The sequence below is a fragment of the Pseudomonas sp. Irchel s3h14 genome, assembly GCF_900187425.1.
GTDB lineage: Bacteria > Pseudomonadota > Gammaproteobacteria > Pseudomonadales > Pseudomonadaceae > Aquipseudomonas.
The window spans coordinates 501737-517672 of record NZ_FYDJ01000002.1 but is presented as its reverse complement, the minus strand read 5'-3'; the positions used below and the strand labels follow the sequence as shown (position 1 = coordinate 517672).

16 protein-coding genes are annotated in these 15936 nt (G+C 59.5%); 8 read left to right on the top strand and 8 right to left on the bottom strand.

Features of this window, described 5'->3' with window-relative positions; genetic code table 11:
• Positions 1-85: 85 nt before the first annotated feature.
• On the top strand, positions 86-1627 hold the full coding sequence (locus CKW16_RS05980; protein ID WP_095127614.1) for a phosphoenolpyruvate carboxykinase: 1542 nt from the start codon (positions 86-88) through the stop codon (positions 1625-1627).
• Between the two features lie 143 nt (positions 1628-1770).
• Here CKW16_RS05980 and CKW16_RS05975 read toward each other — a convergent pair whose 3' ends face one another.
• From CKW16_RS05975 to CKW16_RS05960, 3 genes are all read right to left on the bottom strand, one after another.
• Positions 1771-2124, bottom strand: a complete 354-nt coding sequence (locus CKW16_RS05975; protein ID WP_095127613.1) for a DUF1493 family protein — start codon at positions 2122-2124, stop codon at positions 1771-1773.
• A 195-nt stretch (positions 2125-2319) separates the two neighbouring features.
• A complete protein-coding gene (locus CKW16_RS05965; protein ID WP_095127612.1) occupies positions 2320-2616 on the bottom strand; it encodes a hypothetical protein in 297 nt (98 codons plus the stop codon).
• A gap of 281 nt (positions 2617-2897) precedes the next feature.
• Entirely contained in the window at positions 2898-3176 is a 279-nt protein-coding gene (locus CKW16_RS05960) for a hypothetical protein (protein WP_095127611.1), read from the bottom strand.
• Positions 3177-3486: 310 nt separating this feature from the next.
• Here CKW16_RS05960 and CKW16_RS05955 point away from each other — a divergent pair, with 310 nt between their 5' ends.
• The 4 genes from CKW16_RS05955 (at position 3487) to CKW16_RS05940 (ending at position 7994) form a co-directional block, all read left to right on the top strand.
• Positions 3487-3990, top strand: coding sequence for a polysaccharide deacetylase (locus CKW16_RS05955; protein WP_095127610.1), 504 nt, complete (start codon positions 3487-3489; stop codon positions 3988-3990).
• Positions 3991-4119: 129 nt separating this feature from the next.
• Positions 4120-6048, top strand: coding sequence for an ATP-dependent DNA helicase RecQ (locus CKW16_RS05950; RefSeq protein WP_095127609.1), 1929 nt, complete (start codon positions 4120-4122; stop codon positions 6046-6048).
• A gap of 219 nt (positions 6049-6267) precedes the next feature.
• Entirely contained in the window at positions 6268-7494 is a 1227-nt protein-coding gene (locus CKW16_RS05945) for a 3-hydroxyacyl-CoA dehydrogenase (RefSeq protein ID WP_095127608.1), read from the top strand.
• A gap of 80 nt (positions 7495-7574) precedes the next feature.
• Complete coding sequence (locus tag CKW16_RS05940; protein WP_095127607.1) at positions 7575-7994, top strand: thioesterase family protein; 420 nt, start codon at positions 7575-7577, stop codon at positions 7992-7994.
• A 68-nt stretch (positions 7995-8062) separates the two neighbouring features.
• Here the strand turns inward: CKW16_RS05940 and CKW16_RS05935 are convergent, their stop codons facing one another.
• From CKW16_RS05935 to CKW16_RS05920, 4 genes are all read right to left on the bottom strand, one after another.
• Positions 8063-8551 carry a glycine zipper domain-containing protein gene (locus CKW16_RS05935; RefSeq protein WP_095127606.1) on the bottom strand — a complete coding sequence of 163 codons (489 nt, stop codon included), beginning with the start codon at positions 8549-8551 and terminating at the stop codon, positions 8063-8065.
• Between the two features lie 324 nt (positions 8552-8875).
• Positions 8876-11224: an FdhF/YdeP family oxidoreductase gene (locus CKW16_RS05930; RefSeq protein WP_095127605.1), complete on the bottom strand. Its 2349-nt coding sequence runs from the start codon at positions 11222-11224 to the stop codon at positions 8876-8878.
• Positions 11221-12060 (bottom strand): formate dehydrogenase accessory sulfurtransferase FdhD, encoded by an 840-nt coding sequence (fdhD, locus tag CKW16_RS05925; RefSeq protein WP_095127604.1) that lies wholly within the window; start codon positions 12058-12060, stop codon positions 11221-11223. Before fdhD ends, CKW16_RS05930 begins: the two co-directional genes overlap by 4 nt.
• Positions 12061-12154: 94 nt before the next feature.
• Positions 12155-13042 carry a LysR family transcriptional regulator gene (locus CKW16_RS05920; protein ID WP_095127603.1) on the bottom strand — a complete coding sequence of 296 codons (888 nt, stop codon included), beginning with the start codon at positions 13040-13042 and terminating at the stop codon, positions 12155-12157.
• A 136-nt stretch (positions 13043-13178) separates the two neighbouring features.
• On the opposite strand from CKW16_RS05920, the gene lysM reads away from it, so the two are divergent.
• Positions 13179-13619, top strand: a complete 441-nt coding sequence (gene lysM / locus CKW16_RS05915; RefSeq protein WP_046045516.1) for a peptidoglycan-binding protein LysM — start codon at positions 13179-13181, stop codon at positions 13617-13619.
• A gap of 120 nt (positions 13620-13739) precedes the next feature.
• Here the strand turns inward: lysM and yrfG are convergent, their stop codons facing one another.
• A complete protein-coding gene (gene yrfG, locus CKW16_RS05910; RefSeq protein WP_095127602.1) occupies positions 13740-14402 on the bottom strand; it encodes a GMP/IMP nucleotidase in 663 nt (220 codons plus the stop codon).
• A 90-nt stretch (positions 14403-14492) separates the two neighbouring features.
• Here yrfG and nudE point away from each other — a divergent pair, with 90 nt between their 5' ends.
• A complete protein-coding gene (nudE, locus tag CKW16_RS05905; protein ID WP_033058385.1) occupies positions 14493-15059 on the top strand; it encodes an ADP compounds hydrolase NudE in 567 nt (188 codons plus the stop codon).
• Positions 15056-15883, top strand: coding sequence for a 3'(2'),5'-bisphosphate nucleotidase CysQ (cysQ, locus tag CKW16_RS05900; RefSeq protein ID WP_095127601.1), 828 nt, complete (start codon positions 15056-15058; stop codon positions 15881-15883). Before nudE ends, cysQ begins: the two co-directional genes overlap by 4 nt.
• Positions 15884-15936: the final 53 nt, after the last annotated feature.

Below are 15936 nucleotides of genomic sequence, written 5' to 3'. Positions count from 1 at the left end.
CGGCCCACTTTTTTCGCGGTAGTAGTGCACGACTTTCTACTACAAAACGTTTGGAGCACTCGGCCAATGGCCGACGGGGAACCTCATGACGCAAGCCAATAACGCCGTGTACACCGATCTGAGTGTTGATGATCTGGTTAAAGAAGCCCTGAATCGCGGTGAAGGCGAGCTTGCCGATACCGGCGCGCTGGTTGTTCGCACCGGTCACCGTACCGGCCGCTCGCCAGTCGATCGTTTCATCGTTGAAGAGCCGTCCACTTCGGCTTCCATCGCCTGGGGCCCGATCAACCGCAAGTTCCCGGCCGACAAGTTCGATGCCCTGTGGGACCGCGTTGAAGCGTTCAACAACGCGCAAGAACATTTCGTTTCCCACGTGCATGTAGGTGCGTCTGAAGACCACTACCTGGCCGTGAAGATGACCACCCAGACTGCCTGGCAGAACCTGTTCGGCCGTTGCCTGTTCATCAACCCGGAAAAGTACAACCCGGCTGGCCGTGATGAGTGGCAAGTGCTCAACGTTGCCAACTTCGAGTGCGTGCCAGAGCGTGACGGCACCAACTCCGACGGTTGCGTGATCCTCAACTTCGCTCAGAAGAAAGTGCTGATCGCCGGCATGCGTTACGCCGGTGAAATGAAGAAAGCCATGTTCTCGGTGCAGAACTTCCTGCTGCCGGCTGCCGACGTGCTGCCAATGCACTGCGCCGCCAACATCGGCGAAGCGGGCGACGTGACCCTGTTCTTCGGTCTGTCCGGCACCGGTAAAACCACCCTGTCCGCCGATGAAAGCCGTTACCTGATCGGTGACGACGAGCACGGCTGGGGTGAAGGCGTTGTCTTCAACATCGAAGGCGGCTGCTACGCCAAGTGCATCGACCTGTCCGAGAAGAACGAGCCGGTCATCTGGAAAGCCATCAAGCACGGCGCAGTCCTGGAAAACGTCGTTATCGATGACGCCAAGCACGCCGATTACGCTGATGTCAGCCTGACCCAGAACAGCCGCGCTGCCTACCCGCTGGAGCACGTTGCCAAGCGTTCCGAGAAAAACCTCGGTGGCGAGCCAAACGCTGTGATCTTCCTGACCTGCGATCTGACTGGCGTGCTGCCGCCAGTCTCGATCCTCAGCGAAGAACAAGCGGCCTACCACTTCCTGTCCGGCTACACCGCACTGGTGGGCTCGACCGAAATGGGTTCCGGCAGCGGCATCAAGTCGACTTTCTCCACCTGCTTCGGCGCACCGTTCTTCCCGCGCCCGGCTGGCGAATACGCTGAGTTGCTGATCAAGCGCATCCGCGGTTTCGGCTCCAAGGTCTACCTGGTCAACACCGGCTGGACCGGCGGTGGCTACGGCGTCGGCAAACGCTTCAACATCCCGACCACTCGCGGCGTGATCGCAGCGATCCAGAGCGGCGCGTTGATCGGTGCTGAAACCGAACACCTCGACACCATCAACCTCGACGTGCCATTGGCCGTACCGGGTGTTGAAACTGGCCTGTTGAACCCACGTAACACCTGGGCTGACAAGGCTGCTTACGATGAAGCCGCTAAAGCACTGGCTGGGTTGTTTGTTGAGAACTTCAAGAAGTTTGAAGTGAGCGACGCGATCAAGGCTGCTGGGCCTAAGTTGTAAGTGTTGGTTTGATGGAATGAGAAAGCCGCCTCTAGGGGCGGCTTTTTTGTGGGTGCTATTCAGGCTGCCAGGGAAACCGTAACTGCCATTATTCCAGCTGAAAAGGCGCTAAACGACCAGAATAATGGCACTTACGCATTCGGCTAGATGCCTTCCAATTCCTGTGTATCCCACCGTTGCAACTTGATCGCTTGGTAAATCATTCCGATAGTCAGCGGGACCTTGTCACCACGCCCCTTGGCTCTGCGCTTGAGAAACACATCAAACCCTTCTGGCTGAAAGTAGCGGTAGGCGTCGTAGTCGATGAAGTCGATGGCGAATTGTTCTTCCAAGGCTTCCATCAGGTTTCGCGCATCAGCACCGTCGCAACCCAGGTCGAAGTTAATCGAAGTGGTGAGGCTGATGGTTTTGCGTTCGGGGAGACCGAGTTCTTCGTGCAGCAGCTGCATGAGCAGGTGCATGGTGTGGTCGTCGGGGAAGTTGGGGGCGAGGTTCATTGCGGGGTGTCCGGTTGGGCTTGGGTGGAGCTTATTGATCGTCGGGCTCTGGGGGAAGGGCCGCCTCTCTTGATCGTTCCCACGCTCTGCGTGGGAATGCAGCCCGGGACGCTCTGCGTCCCTTTCGAGAGCTGGAACGCGGAGCGTCCCTTGAGGCATTCCCACGCAGAGCGTGGGAACGATCTTCGCTCGGCGTCAGGTTGGTGCTTTCCAGCCCATCATGCGTTGTTGGGCGACTTTCAGTAGGTCGCAGCCGTCCTGAGTCAACAGATAGACGGCGTGGGTGATATGCGGGATGTCTTCCACATCACCGTTTTTGAAGCATTGGCAATGTAGGGTTTTGAGTAGGTCGCTGGAGGCTCGGATACGCTGGAGGGCTGCTTCGAGGATGTCTTGCGGATTGGCCTCTGTGTCGATGATCAGGGGCGGGGAGTCGGTGAGGTTTGTTTCGAGTGGGCGGTAGCGGTTTGGAAACGGATTTAATGTGGTCACTGAAGAACACCTCTATTTAAATTGGGAATGTGTGCTCTCTTTGTCGGGTGACCAAGCCCGAGTCGCTGATTTGGCAGCGACAGTCCGACTATAGGTGTGAGTCGCTGGCCGGCGATAGGCGACAAGGTGTCTTCGGTTGTAGGACCGGGATGAAGCTTTGATAGGTCGTTGCCTACGGACTTATCCCCAGCCGCAAACTCTCTCGTTTGATTGTTATCAGGTGCACCGCGTTATCGTTCTTCGCGGGCAAGCCTTGCTCCTACAGGGGTTGTGGTTGGGCATCAGGCTGCGGTGATTTTCGGTAGTCGTTGCCGTGCGATATCAAGCAATTCATTACCGTCCTGAGTCAGCAGATACAGCGCGTTCACGATGTTGGGAATATCACTCGCATCCGCCTGTTTGAAGCACAGGCAATACAGCGTTTCGAGCAGTTCACTGGCGGCGCGGATGCGTTGGCGGGCGGCGTCGAGGATTTCGTGAGGGTCGGCTTCTGTATCGATGACCAGCACGGGGGTGTCGCTGTAGCGGGATTTGAGCGGGCGATAGCGTTCTGTAAACATCGAGGTTCGTCCTGTACGAAATCGGGAGGTGGCTCCCGGCAGGCCGAGACACTGTTTTCAGCCGCGCCGCAGACTATAGAAGGGCACGGCGCCACCCGGCAATACGGCCCCGATGGACAGGGTTTGTAGGGGTTTTACCTGCCTTTTCGGACCGAACCTACGCGTTTCCCGAGGTTTTTTACGCCTAAACCCTTAGACGGCAAATTTCCTACGGGTTTGTCAGGCGCAACGCAGCAAACCTCTGTATGGTGCGCGCCAGAATCAGTAGGACGTTTCGAAACGTCCGTCCAACGCTTAAAGGGAATTAAGTATGCAATGGCTACGTATGGCCTCGATTTTGTTGCTGTGGGCCGGGATTTGTCGCGCAGCAGATGCTGCTGACGCCGGTCACTCGATGGTCCTGGCCAATATGGACCGCACCGGTTGGCCGGATGCGCTGACCAGTCAGGCGAGCATGGACACTGCTTTTCGCGCTGAAGTGCTGATGTTCGGCAAGGCATTGCTGGCCAGCGAAGCGCTGGACGAACAGAGCCTGAAACAACGACTGGGCGTGCAGGATGTGAAGCTCAAGTCGGTCAGGCAGGTGCGTGACGGGCTGTGGGACCGGTTGCTGACCACCTATCGCAGCGCCAGCCAGAACTGCGACGGCGAACCCTTCTGCCCCCGCGTGCGAAGCGTCGCTGATTTGCGTCAGTTGGCGGCGGCATTCACCGGCGAAATCAGCCCGGCCCATGCCATTTGGGCGAGCAAGAGCCAGGTGTTCCATGAGCAGGCGCTGAATGAGCAACTCCGCGTGGCGGTGTTGGTGCCGTAGCCTCATCGTCTGCTGACGATCGTTCGAAGCTGTATCATCCCGTATCGTTTTGGTCCCCGACCTTTTCTCGACTCGCTGCGTTTGCCGGCTAGGCTTTGGGCTTCGCAGCGGTCAACGGAGTGACAGCTTATGCACAACACCCTGGAACAGGTTTTCGGTTATCCACAGTTTCGGCCCGGCCAGGAAGCGGCGGTCAGCGCGGTGTTGGCCGGGCGTTCGGCGGCGGCGATTTTCCCCACCGGCTCGGGCAAGTCCCTTTGTTATCAATTACCAGCCTTGCTGCTGCCGCACCTGACATTGGTGGTCTCGCCGCTGCTGGCGTTGATGCAGGATCAACTGGCGTTCCTGCAGCGCCATGGGATTGCGGCGGGCAGTATCGATTCGGCCCAGAGCCGCGATGACGCCAGCGACGTGATGGCTCGGGCCAAGTCTGGCGAACTGAAGATTTTGATGATCTCCGTGGAGCGCCTGAAGAACGAGCGTTTCCGCAATTTCTTGCAGCAGGTGCCGATCTCGCTGCTGGTGGTGGACGAGGCGCACTGCATCTCGGAGTGGGGCCACAACTTTCGCCCCGACTACCTCAAGCTCCCCGACTATCAGCGCCAGTTCAACATCCCTCAGGCGTTGCTGCTGACCGCCACCGCGACACCCAAAGTGATCGCTGACATGGAGGCCAAGTTCGCCATCGCCCCCGACGATGTGGTGACCACCGGTTTCTATCGGCCGAACCTCAATCTGTTGGTCGAGCCGGTGCGCGGTCAGGACAAGCGCCGACGCCTTGTCGAATGGATGAGTCAGCGTCCCAACCAGCCAAGCATCGTCTACGTCACCCTGCAGAAAACCGCCGAGCATATCGCCGAACACCTGAACCGCAACGGCATTCAGGCCGAGGCGTATCACGCTGGTTTGCCCCACGAACAGCGCGAAGCAATCCAGCGCCGGTTCATGGGCGGGCAGTCCAATTGCATCGTCGCCACCATCGCGTTCGGCATGGGCATCGACAAGAGCGACATCCGCAACGTGGTGCATTTCGACCTGCCCAAATCCATCGAAAACTACAGTCAGGAAATCGGCCGCGCCGGGCGTGACGGGCAGCCGTCCGACTGCCTGGTGTTGGCCAACCGCGACAGCCTCAACGTGCTGGAAAACTTCGTCTACGGCGATACGCCTGAGCTGGATGGCATTCGCTATGTGCTCGACGAGTTGCAAGCCGCCGCGCCCGAGGGGCAGTGGGAGTTTCTGTTGGGGCCGTTGGCGGACCAAAGCAACATCCGCCAATTGCCGCTCAAGACTTTGCTGGTGCAGCTTGAGCTGCGCGGAATCATCGCGCCGCGTTACGCCTATTACGCCGAATATCGCTTCAAGTACTTGCAGGAGCCCGAGGCTTTGCTGGCCCGCTTCGAGGGTGAGCGCAAGGACTTCGTCGCGGCGATCATCCAGACCTCCAGTCGCGCACGGACCTGGGCCACGGTGAATTTCGATGCGCTGTATGAGCAGCATCAGGCCGAGCGTAATCGCGTGGTCAAGGCGCTGGATTATTTTCAGGAAAAGGGCTGGGTCGAACTCGAAAGCAAGCAAATGACCGAGGTTTACAGCCTGCTGCAAACCGACTTTGATGCCCAAGCGCTGAGCGAAGAGCTACACGCCTACTTCACCCGCCACGAACAAACCGAGATCGCGCGGATTCACGCCATGCTGGATCTGTTCGCCACGGACCATTGCCTGGGTTATCGCCTGGCCGAGTACTTCGGCGATGAAAACGCGCCGCAGCAGTGCGGGCATTGTTCGGTATGTCACGGGGATGTGGCGCGACTGCCCGCGCCACCGGAACTACCGGCGCTTGTGGATAAAAACTTCGAGGCGTTGTGCGGTGATTTTATCCACAGGCACGAGCAGCACACCGGCAACGTTCCGTCGGCGGAACGCGTGACGCGGTTTTTATGCGGTATCGGTGTGCCGCTGTTTACCAAGCTCAAGGCGCGGTCAATTTCGGGTTTTGCGGCGCTGGAGGATTATCCGTATGCCGAAGTCCGGGGGTGGGCTGAATCCCACCTTTAGATCGTTCCCACGCTCCGCGTGGGAATGCCTCAAGGGACGCTCTGCGTTCCAATGGGACGCGGAGCGTCCCGGGCTGCATTCCCACGCAGAGCGTGGGAACGATCAGGTGGGGAGCGCATCCATCCGCTGAATGTTGCTCATCACACGAATAAATTTCAAAAGTGCGCGGTGGCTGACTATGGTGAAGGCTGTCTTTGGATCGCCAACAAGAGAACAACCATGAGCCAGACACCGTTCAATATTCAGCGCGCCGCCGTCATTGGCGCCGGCACCATGGGCCGTGGCATTGTCATGTGTCTGGCCAACGCCGGAGTCCCGGTGCAGTGGGTCGATAACAATCCACAGATGCTTGAGCAGGCACTGGCTACCGTGGCGGACACCTATGCCCACAACGTGCGTCAGGGACGGATCGATCAGGCCGAAGCGGACGCTCGCATAGCGCGGGTAACGGCGGCTGCTGACTACGCGGCGATCCGCGATGTCGATCTGGTGATCGAAGCGGTGTACGAAAACCTCGAGCTCAAGCAGAAAATCTTCCGTGAACTGGACGGTCTGCTCAAACCTGAAGCGATTTTGGCCAGCAATACCTCGGCGCTGGATATCGACGCCATCGCCGCGGTCACTCGCCGTCCGCAACAGGTCCTGGGCCTGCACTTCTTCAGTCCGGCGCACATCATGAAGCTGCTGGAAATCGTTCGCGGTGCGCAGACTTCACCGGCGGCGCTTGAGGCCGCCCTGGCACTGGGCAAGCGCATGGGCAAGGTCAGTGTGGTGTCGGGCAACTGCCATGGTTTCATCGGCAACCGCATGCTGCATCCGTATGTGCTCGAAGCGCGCAAGATGTTGCTCGAAGGCGCTTATCCCTATCAGGTTGATGCGGCGCTGCAAGGTTTTGGCTTTGCCATGGGACCGTTTCGCATGTACGACGTGGTCGGCATCGATCTGGAGTGGCGCGCTCGGCAGTTGGCCGGCATAGGGCAGGATGCGCCTGAGGTTCAGGTGGACAATCGTCTGTGCGAATTGGGTCGTTTCGGCCAGAAGAGTGGCAATGGCTATTACCACTATGAGTCGGGCAGTCGCCAGGCTGAGCACGATGTTGAAGTCGATGCGCTGGTGCTGAAGGTCAGCGAAGGGTTGGGCTTCCAGCGTCGCGAGATCGGGCCTGAGGAGATTCTGGAGCGCTGTTTGCTGGCACTGGTCAACGAGGGTGCGAAGATCCTTCAGGAAGGGATTGCCGAATCGGCGCACGACATCGATCGGGTGTACCTCAACGGTTATGGCTTCCCAGCGGACAAGGGTGGACCGATGGCCTGGGCGGACCAGCAGGGATTGGCGGATATTCATCAGCGATTGTTGCAGCTGGAAACCAAGCAGGGTGATCAGTGGACACCTGCGCGGTTAATTGGGGAGTTGGCGGCAGTGGGTAAAGGATTTGCGGATCGGTAGACTTCACCTGTTCGGGACGCGGAGCGTCCCAGGCTGCATTCCCACGCAGAGCGTGGGAACGATCCTCAAGGCGAGAACCCATGAATCAACGCACTGACTACCTCCACTTCCAACCCATCACCACCCGCTGGCACGACAACGACGCCTACGGTCACGTCAATAACGTCACCTACTACAGCTTCTTCGACACAGCGGTGAACACCTACCTGATCGAAGTCGGCGGCCTGGATATCCATGACGGCGAGGTGGTGGGCTTTGTGGTGAGTTCGGCCTGCGATTACTTCGCTTCCATTGCCTTCCCTGACCGGATAGAAATCGGTTTGCGGGTGGGCAAGTTGGGCAACAGTTCGGTGCAATACGAGTTGGCGGTGTTCAAGGCCGGGGAAGACGAAGCCTGCGCGGCTGGGCGCTTTGTGCATGTGTTTGTAGACCGGGCGTCTAATCAGCCGGTGGCGATTCCTGCCGGGTTGCGCGGGGCACTGGAGCGGTTGGTGGTGTGACGGGCAAAAAAAATCGCAGCCCTTGGGCTGCGATTTTTTGATCTACCGGTAAACGAGGTGATTCAACCTCAGTCGTGATAGCGATGTTTGTGCTTGCGATGCCCATAGGCATGACCGCGCCCCGGATGGCCGTCACGGTAGTAGCGACGATCACCATGGCCACCACGATAGGAACGACGATCATCATCATCGTCATCGCTCTTGTTGCCCATGTAGTTACCCAGCGCGCCACCGGCGCCGCCGCCTGCTGCGGAGCCGATCAGGCTGCCGGTGGTGCCGCCCATGCTGCGACCGACCACGTTACCGCCTGCTGCGCCCAACGCACCGCCAATGGCGGCTTCGCCACGGCTGCGTTTGTCTGCGCCAACTGCGCTACCACCCGCGCCGCCCAGGGCCGCGCCAATGGTGGAACCTGTACTGCCGCCTAATGACTGACCGACGACTGAGCCCAGAACCCCGCCCAATGCGCCGCCCACACCTGCTTCGGTGGTGCCGCCAGCAGAAGCGAAGCCACTGACCAGGCCAAGGGACAACAAGAGAATCGAGGAGAACTTCATTAGAGGAACCTCAAGGGGATGACGGCGCGATCCTGAGGCTGTGTCATGGTCGTGACAATCGAAATCCGACGAGTAACACGACTTGAGCACATTTCTATAAGTTACTGTTTTTTAGCCGGAACTTAAGTGTTTTTCGCCGGTCTTTAGTTACTTCGGATAGGCCGTTTTCATGCAAAACGGCCTTTTTTGTGGGCGATGGGAAAGTTTACGCAATGATCGTTCCCACGCTCTGCGTGGGAATGCCTCAATGGACGCTCTGCGTCCGCTTTGGGACGCGGAGCGTCCCGGGCTGCATTCCCACGCGGAGCGTGGGAACGATCTTGATTAAGCCGATTTGGCCATGATCAACCCGGTTTCACTCGCCGCTTCCAACCGGATCGCCACAAACTTCGACGTCGGCGTATGGCTGCCATCCCCGGTGCTTTCCAGCGGCACCAGCGGATTCACTTCCGGGTAGTAAGCCGCCGCTTGCCCGGCAGGGATATCAAACGCCAGCAGCGTAAAGCCCTTCACCCGACGCTCACGGCCATCATCCCAGATCGAAACGATGTCAGCCTTCTGCCCCGGCTTGAACCCCAGGCGAATGATGTCGGCTTCGTTGACGAACAACACATCACGCTGACCTTTCACGCCGCGATAGCGGTCATCAAGCCCATAAATCGTGGTGTTGTACTGATCGTGAGAGCGCATTGACTGCATGATCAGGTCCGGCAATACGCCGGTGGCGCGAGTGCGTTCGTGCACCAGGTCTTTAGGCAGGATGTTCGCACGGAAATTGGCGCGCCCCGACGCGGTATTCCAGCGGCGCGCACCGGCGCTGTTGCCGAGGTAGAACCCGCCCGGGTTCTGGATCTTCTCGTTGAAGTCCTTGAAACCCACAATGGTGTCGGCGATCAGGTCGCGGATGCGCCGGTAATCGGCCACCAGCCAGTTCCAGTCCACCGGTTTGCTGCCCAGGGTCGCGGCGGCGATGCCGGCAATGATCGACGGCTCAGAGCGCATCTGGTTCGACAGCGGCTGCAACTGGCCGTTGGAGGCGTGAACCATGCTGAACGAGTCTTCGACGGTCACCGCTTGCGGGCCTTCGGTCTGGATGTCGATGTCGGTGCGGCCCAGGCACGGCAGGATCAACGCGTCTTTACCGTGCGCCAAATGGCTGCGGTTGAGCTTGGTGCTGATTTGCACGGTCAGGTCGCAGTTGCTCAGCGCCTGGAAGGTCCGTGAGCTGTCCGGGGTGGCTTGGGCGAAGTTGCCGCCCAGGCCGATAAAGACTTTCGCCCGGCCGTCGGCCATGGCATGGATCGCCTCGACCACGTTGTGACCGTTTTCACGCGGTACCTTGAACTTGAAGCGACGCTCCAGGGAATCGAGGAACGCCACCGGCGGACGCTCGTTGATGCCCATGGTCCGGTCGCCCTGCACGTTACTGTGGCCGCGCACCGGGCACAGACCGGCGCCGGGCCGGCCGATGTTGCCGCGCAGCAATATCAGGTTGGCGATTTCCTGGATGGTCGCCACCGAATGGCGATGCTGTGTGATGCCCATCGCCCAGCACATGATCACGTTCTTGCCTTCGGCGTACATCCGCGCCGCTTGCTCGATTTCAACCAGCGTCAGTCCGGATTGTTCGACGATCTGCTCCCACGAGGTGTCGTCGACGATGCCCAGGTATTCCAGCACGTTGACACTGTGTTCATTGAGGAAGTCGTGGTCGAATACGGCAGGCTCACCCGCCTTCTGTGCATCACGTTCCCACTGCAGCAGGAACTTGGCCATGCCGCGCATGATCGCCATGTCGCCGCCCAGTGCCGGGCGGAAATACGCAGTGTTGGTCGGCTTGTCGCCGTTGGTGAGCATTTCGATCGGGTGTTGCGGGTGCTGGAAGCGTTCCAGGCCGCGCTCCTTCAAAGGGTTGATGCATACCACCTGAGCGCCGCGTTTCACCGCTTCGCGCAGCGGTTCGAGCATCCGTGGGTGGTTGGTGCCAGGGTTCTGACCCCAGACAAAAATCGCGTCGGCGTGTTCGAAGTCGTCGAAGGTGACGGTGCCTTTGCCGACGCCGACACTTTGCGCCATGGCCACACCGCTGGCCTCGTGGCACATGTTCGAGCAATCGGGGAAGTTATTGGTGCCGTAGGCACGCACGAACAATTGATACAGGTACGCCGCTTCGTTGCTGGCGCGGCCCGAAGTGTAGAACTCGGCCTGATCCGGGCTCGACAGGCCTTGCAAATGTTTGGCGATCAAGGAGAACGCAGCTTCCCAGCTGATCGGCTTGTAGCGATCGGTTTCGGCGTCATAGCTTAATGGCTCGGTCAGGCGACCCTGATATTCCAGCCAATAGTCACTTTGTTCCAGCAACGAACTGACGCTGTGTTTAGCAAAGAACGCACCGTCGACACGGCGTTTGGTAGCTTCCCAGTTCACCGCTTTGGCGCCGTTCTCGCAGAACGCCACCATGCCGGCTTCATTGGAATCGCCCCAGGCGCAACCGGGGCAGTCGAACCCGCCGTTCTTGTTGGTTTTGAGCATCATGCGCAGGTTTTTCAGCGCGTTGTCGCTGGTCAACCAGGCCCGGGCAACGCTGGCCAGCGCGCCCCAGCCACCGGCCGGGCCTTTGTAGGGCTTATAACGCGGAACGGGTTTCTGGTCGGCTTGACGATGTTGACTCACGCTTGGTTCTCCGTCGCAGGGCTGTAGACCCGCGGCGCACTTTTCTGCGGCAGGTGGATGAGATTGAGGTTGTGGCGACGGGCCCATTGCACGGCAAGGCCCGTGGGCGACGACAGGCTGACCAGGGTCTGGATACCTGCGCGCAACACTTTCTGGATCAATTCGAGACTGCAACGGCTGGTGACAATCGCCAGTCCGCCGGTGGTCGGGATCTTTTGTCGGATCAACCCACCGATCAGCTTGTCGAGGGCGTTGTGACGGCCGATGTCTTCGCGGCCCATCAGCAATTGGCCCTGACTGTTCATGAACACGGCGGCGTGCACTGCGCCGGAGTACTGGCCAAGAGGCTGGAACGCACCGATGCGCTGACGTAAACCATCGAGCCATTCGGCGGGCGGCAAGGGTGCGCCGGGCAACACCTTGAGGTCTGGCAATGCCTGTTCCACCGCTTCCACACCGCAGAGCCCGCAACCGCTGGTGCCAGCCATTTGCCGACGCTGTTGCTTGAGGTTCCAGAAGGCGCGGTTGGCGATGGTCACTTGCGCGTATTGCGCTGAACCCGAGCCGCTGAGTTGCAGGTCATAGATGTCGCAGGCGTCTTCGATGATGCCGCTGCCAAGGCTGAAGCCGACGATGAAGTCTTCAAGGTCCGTCGGCGTCACCAACATCACCGCCTGACTGATGCCGTTATAAGCGATCGCCAACGCGACTTCTTCGGCCAGCGCGGTGCTGGCTGATTCGGTGTCTTGAAGGTCGCAGTAACTGTACGTCTGGCTTGCGGCGGGCGCTGGCGTTTCGAGGGCTGGCGCCGCGCAGGCAGGGCGCTTGGCGTTCATGAGGTATCACCGACGGTTTAGGCTGCTTTAAGCCTAGGCGTGTCAACTTGTCGCGTCTAATCGCTAATACTGATCTACCGATAGATGGCGTCGATCAAGAGCTCGGCAGCGATTGCTGAAGAATCGCGAAACAGGCTTCTGCGAGCGCCGAACGCGGGGCGCTACGCCGCATGATCAGGCCCAGCCGGGCGAGGGTTTGAGCATTTTCTATGGGGTGCAGGCGCAAATGATCGGTGAGTTTCTCCAGGCCTCCATCCAGCGGCATCACTGCGCAGCAGAATCCGCCGTGCACTGCTTGTAACAATTGGTGGACGGCATCGGTTTGCAGCAACGGCTGCGGGGTGAGGCCGCGACTGTGGAAGTTGTGGTCGATGGACTGTCGAAAATGCATGCCGCTGGTGAGCATGCCCAGCGGCAGCTCGATCAGCGACTCCCAACTCAGCGGCGCCTCGCCGAATCTGAAGAAGCGCTGATCGTAGAGCAGGCCCATGCGGGTTTCGCTGAACGCCAGGGAATCGAAGCGTTCGCCGTCCAGTCGCTCCAGGTACGAAACGCCGAGGTCCAGGCGATTGTTTGCCAGTTGTTCCAGGATTTGTTCAGAACTCAGGGCCGAGAGTTCGAAGCGCAGGTTTGGGTGTTCGGCGTGCAAGCGTTGCATCAGCGGCAGCGGATCGAAGCTCGACAGCGGCACCACGCCCAGACGCAACGTACCGACCAGATTGCCGCGACAGGCAGCCGCTTCGGCCTGCAAGCCGTCGTAGGCCGCCAGCACGGTGCGCGCCCAGGCCAGCACCCGTTCACCCGGTGCGGTGAAACCTTCGAAGCGCTGCCCGCGATTGACCAGCGGCAGCTCGAGTTCTTCTTCGAGGCTGCGCAGGCGCATGGACAGGGTCGGCTGGGTGATGTGACAACGCGCAGCGGCCTGGCCGAAATGCCGGGTTTCGTCGAGGGCGATGAGGAATTTCAGTTGCTTGATGTCCATCTTCGCTCCAGGGCGCGGGAAGGTTCGGATTCTAGCGCTTGGGGGGAAGCGGCGTCATTGGTCGGGTTGGAACCGCAAGTGACAGCCTTGGTCTAGGCTTTTGCGTCTGGAACCCAAAACCCAAGGAGAGTGCACCATGAGTATTTTTAGCTTTGTGAAAGAAGCAGGCGAAAAACTTATCGATTTACTGACGCCAGGTAACGCCAATGCCAGCGAGCAGTTGAAGGAACACATCAGCAAGGTCGGCCTGGGTAACCCGAATGTGCAGGCGACGGTGGACGGCGACAAGGTCATCGTGACCGGCGAAGTCGGCAGTCAGGAAGAGAAGGAAAAGATCCTGCTGGCGGTGGGCAATATTGCCGGTGTCGGTAGCGTGGATGACCAGATCACCGTGACCGGGCCGGTGGTTGTGGCCGCGAAGTTTGTAACGGTTGTGAAAGGCGACACGCTCAGCGCGATTTCCTTGCGCGTTTATGGCGATGCCAACAAGTATCAAAAAATCTTCGAGGCCAACAAACCGATGCTCAAGGACGTGAACAAGATCTATCCGGGGCAGTCGTTGCGGATTCCTGAGTAACCCTCAAGACCGTGTGATGGCCATCGCGGGCAAGCCTTGCTCCTACAGGATGTATGCAAAATTCGCGTACGACACGGACCTGTAGGAGCAAGGCTTGCCCGCGATGCAGGCGACGCGGTCTTAGAGCCCTTCGATCAGTTCCCGATAATCCCCCACCGCCGCAAACTCGGCCGTGTCCTTCGGCCCTTTACGGCTGTCCGGCTCACTCACGGCCAACAGATGCGCCACACCAAAATTCCGCGCGCTGCGCAGGATCGGCAACGTATCGTCGATAAACAGACTGCGCGCCGGATCAAAGCCGATGTCCGCCTGCAAGGCATCCCAAAATTGCGGGTTTTCCTTGGCGAAACCGTAATCATGCGAGCTGATCAACCGCTCGAAGTACGGCGCCAGTTCGATTCTTTCCAGTTTCAATGACAGCGAATCGCGGTGTGCATTGGTGATCAGCACCACGCGCTTGCCGGCCTGTTTGATGGCGGCCAGAAAGGTGTCCGCATCCGGTCGCAGGGCAATCAAATGCGCGGTTTCCAGTTTCAGTTCGCGCACTGGCAGTTTGAGCTCGGCGCTCCAGAAATCCAGGCAATACCACTGCAACTGGCCGGCGTTGCGTTCGAACAACGGTTGCAACTCCATCTCGGCCATGGCCCGACTCACCCCGTGCAACTCGGCGTAACGCTGGGGCAGGTGTTCCATCCAGAAATGGTTGTCGTAGTGCAGGTCCAGCAGCGTGCCGTCCATATCCAGCAGAACGGTGTCGATGTCGCGCCAGGGCAGCAGGGACATAAAAAACTTCTCCAGCGGTAAAAAAGATATCCGAGGTAAACAATCAGGATAGGCCGGGTATAGTAACGCGTTCACGCCAAGGAGCTTTTCATGCGCCAGAAACCCACCATCCTCGCCCGCGAGATCGTCGCCACCAGTCGTTTGTTCTGCGTCGAAGAGCTGAAGTTGCGCTTTTCCAATGGCGTGGAGCGCACGTATGAGCGACTGGTCGGCAAGGGCGCCGGTTATGGCGCGGTGATGATCGTGGCGATGCTGGATGCGGACCACGCGGTACTGGTTGAAGAGTATTGCGGCGGCACCGATGAATACGAGCTGTCCTTGCCTAAAGGCTTGATCGAGCCGGGCGAGGACGTGCTGGCGGCGGCCGAGCGGGAGCTCAAGGAAGAGGCCGGGTATGGCGCGCGGCAACTGGAGCATCTGACTGAGTTGTCGTTGTCGCCCGGTTACATGAGCCAGAAGATCCAGGTCGTGTTGGCCACCGATTTGTACGAAGAAAGCCTTGAAGGCGATGAGCCCGAGCCGATGGGCGTGGACAAAATCAACCTGCGTGAGTTGTCGGCCCTGGCCCAGAACCCGCGATTCACTGAGGGCCGTGCATTGGCAGCACTGTATCTGGCCCGTGACCTGCTGACTCAGCGTGGAGTGTTCCAGCCATGATTTTCCCCCATCCGTTGATGGCGCCTGTTGTTGAACTGGCTTTGAAAGCCGGTGAAGCGATTCTGCCGTTTTGGCGTGCCAACGTCGCCGTGACTGCAAAATCCGATGATTCCCCGGTGACGGCCGCCGACATGGCCGCTCACCATGTGATCCTGGCCGGACTGACGGCGCTGGACCCGAGTATCCCGGTGCTGTCCGAAGAAGACGCCAACATTCCCCAGAGCGTGCGCGCCGGGTGGCAGCGTTGGTGGCTGGTGGACCCGCTGGACGGAACCAAGGAATTCATTTCCGGTAGCGAAGAATTCACCGTCAACATCGCGCTGATCGAACAAGGGCGTGTGGTGTTTGGCGTGGTGTCGATGCCGACCAACGGGCGCTTCTACGTCGGTGGTGCGGGTCTGGGGGCGTGGCGTGGCGATAAAGACGCGTCGCCTTCGCCGATTCAGGTTCGCGAGGTTCCTGCTGAGGGTGAAGCGTTTACCGTGGTTGCCAGTCGTCGGCATTCAAGTCCTGAGCAGGAGCGTTTACTGGCAGGGTTGAGCGACAGTTTGGGTGAACTGCAATTGGCCAATATCGGCAGTTCGCTGAAGTTTTGCCTGCTGGCAGAAGGGGCGGCGGATTGTTATCCGCGCCTGGCGCCGACTTCGCAGTGGGACACGGCGGCTGCGCAAGGCGTGCTGGAAGGGGCTGGCGGTGAGGTGCTGGATTTGAGCGGTGCGCCGTTTAGTTATCCGGCGCGGGAGTCGTTGTTGAATGAGTTTTTCCTGGCGCTGCCGGCGAAGGCTGCGTGGCGCGAAAAACTGCTGGAACTCGCCCGCCGCTAAGATCGTTCGCAGCCTCGTTTCACTCGACAGCTGCTACAGGGGGACGCGTTTCT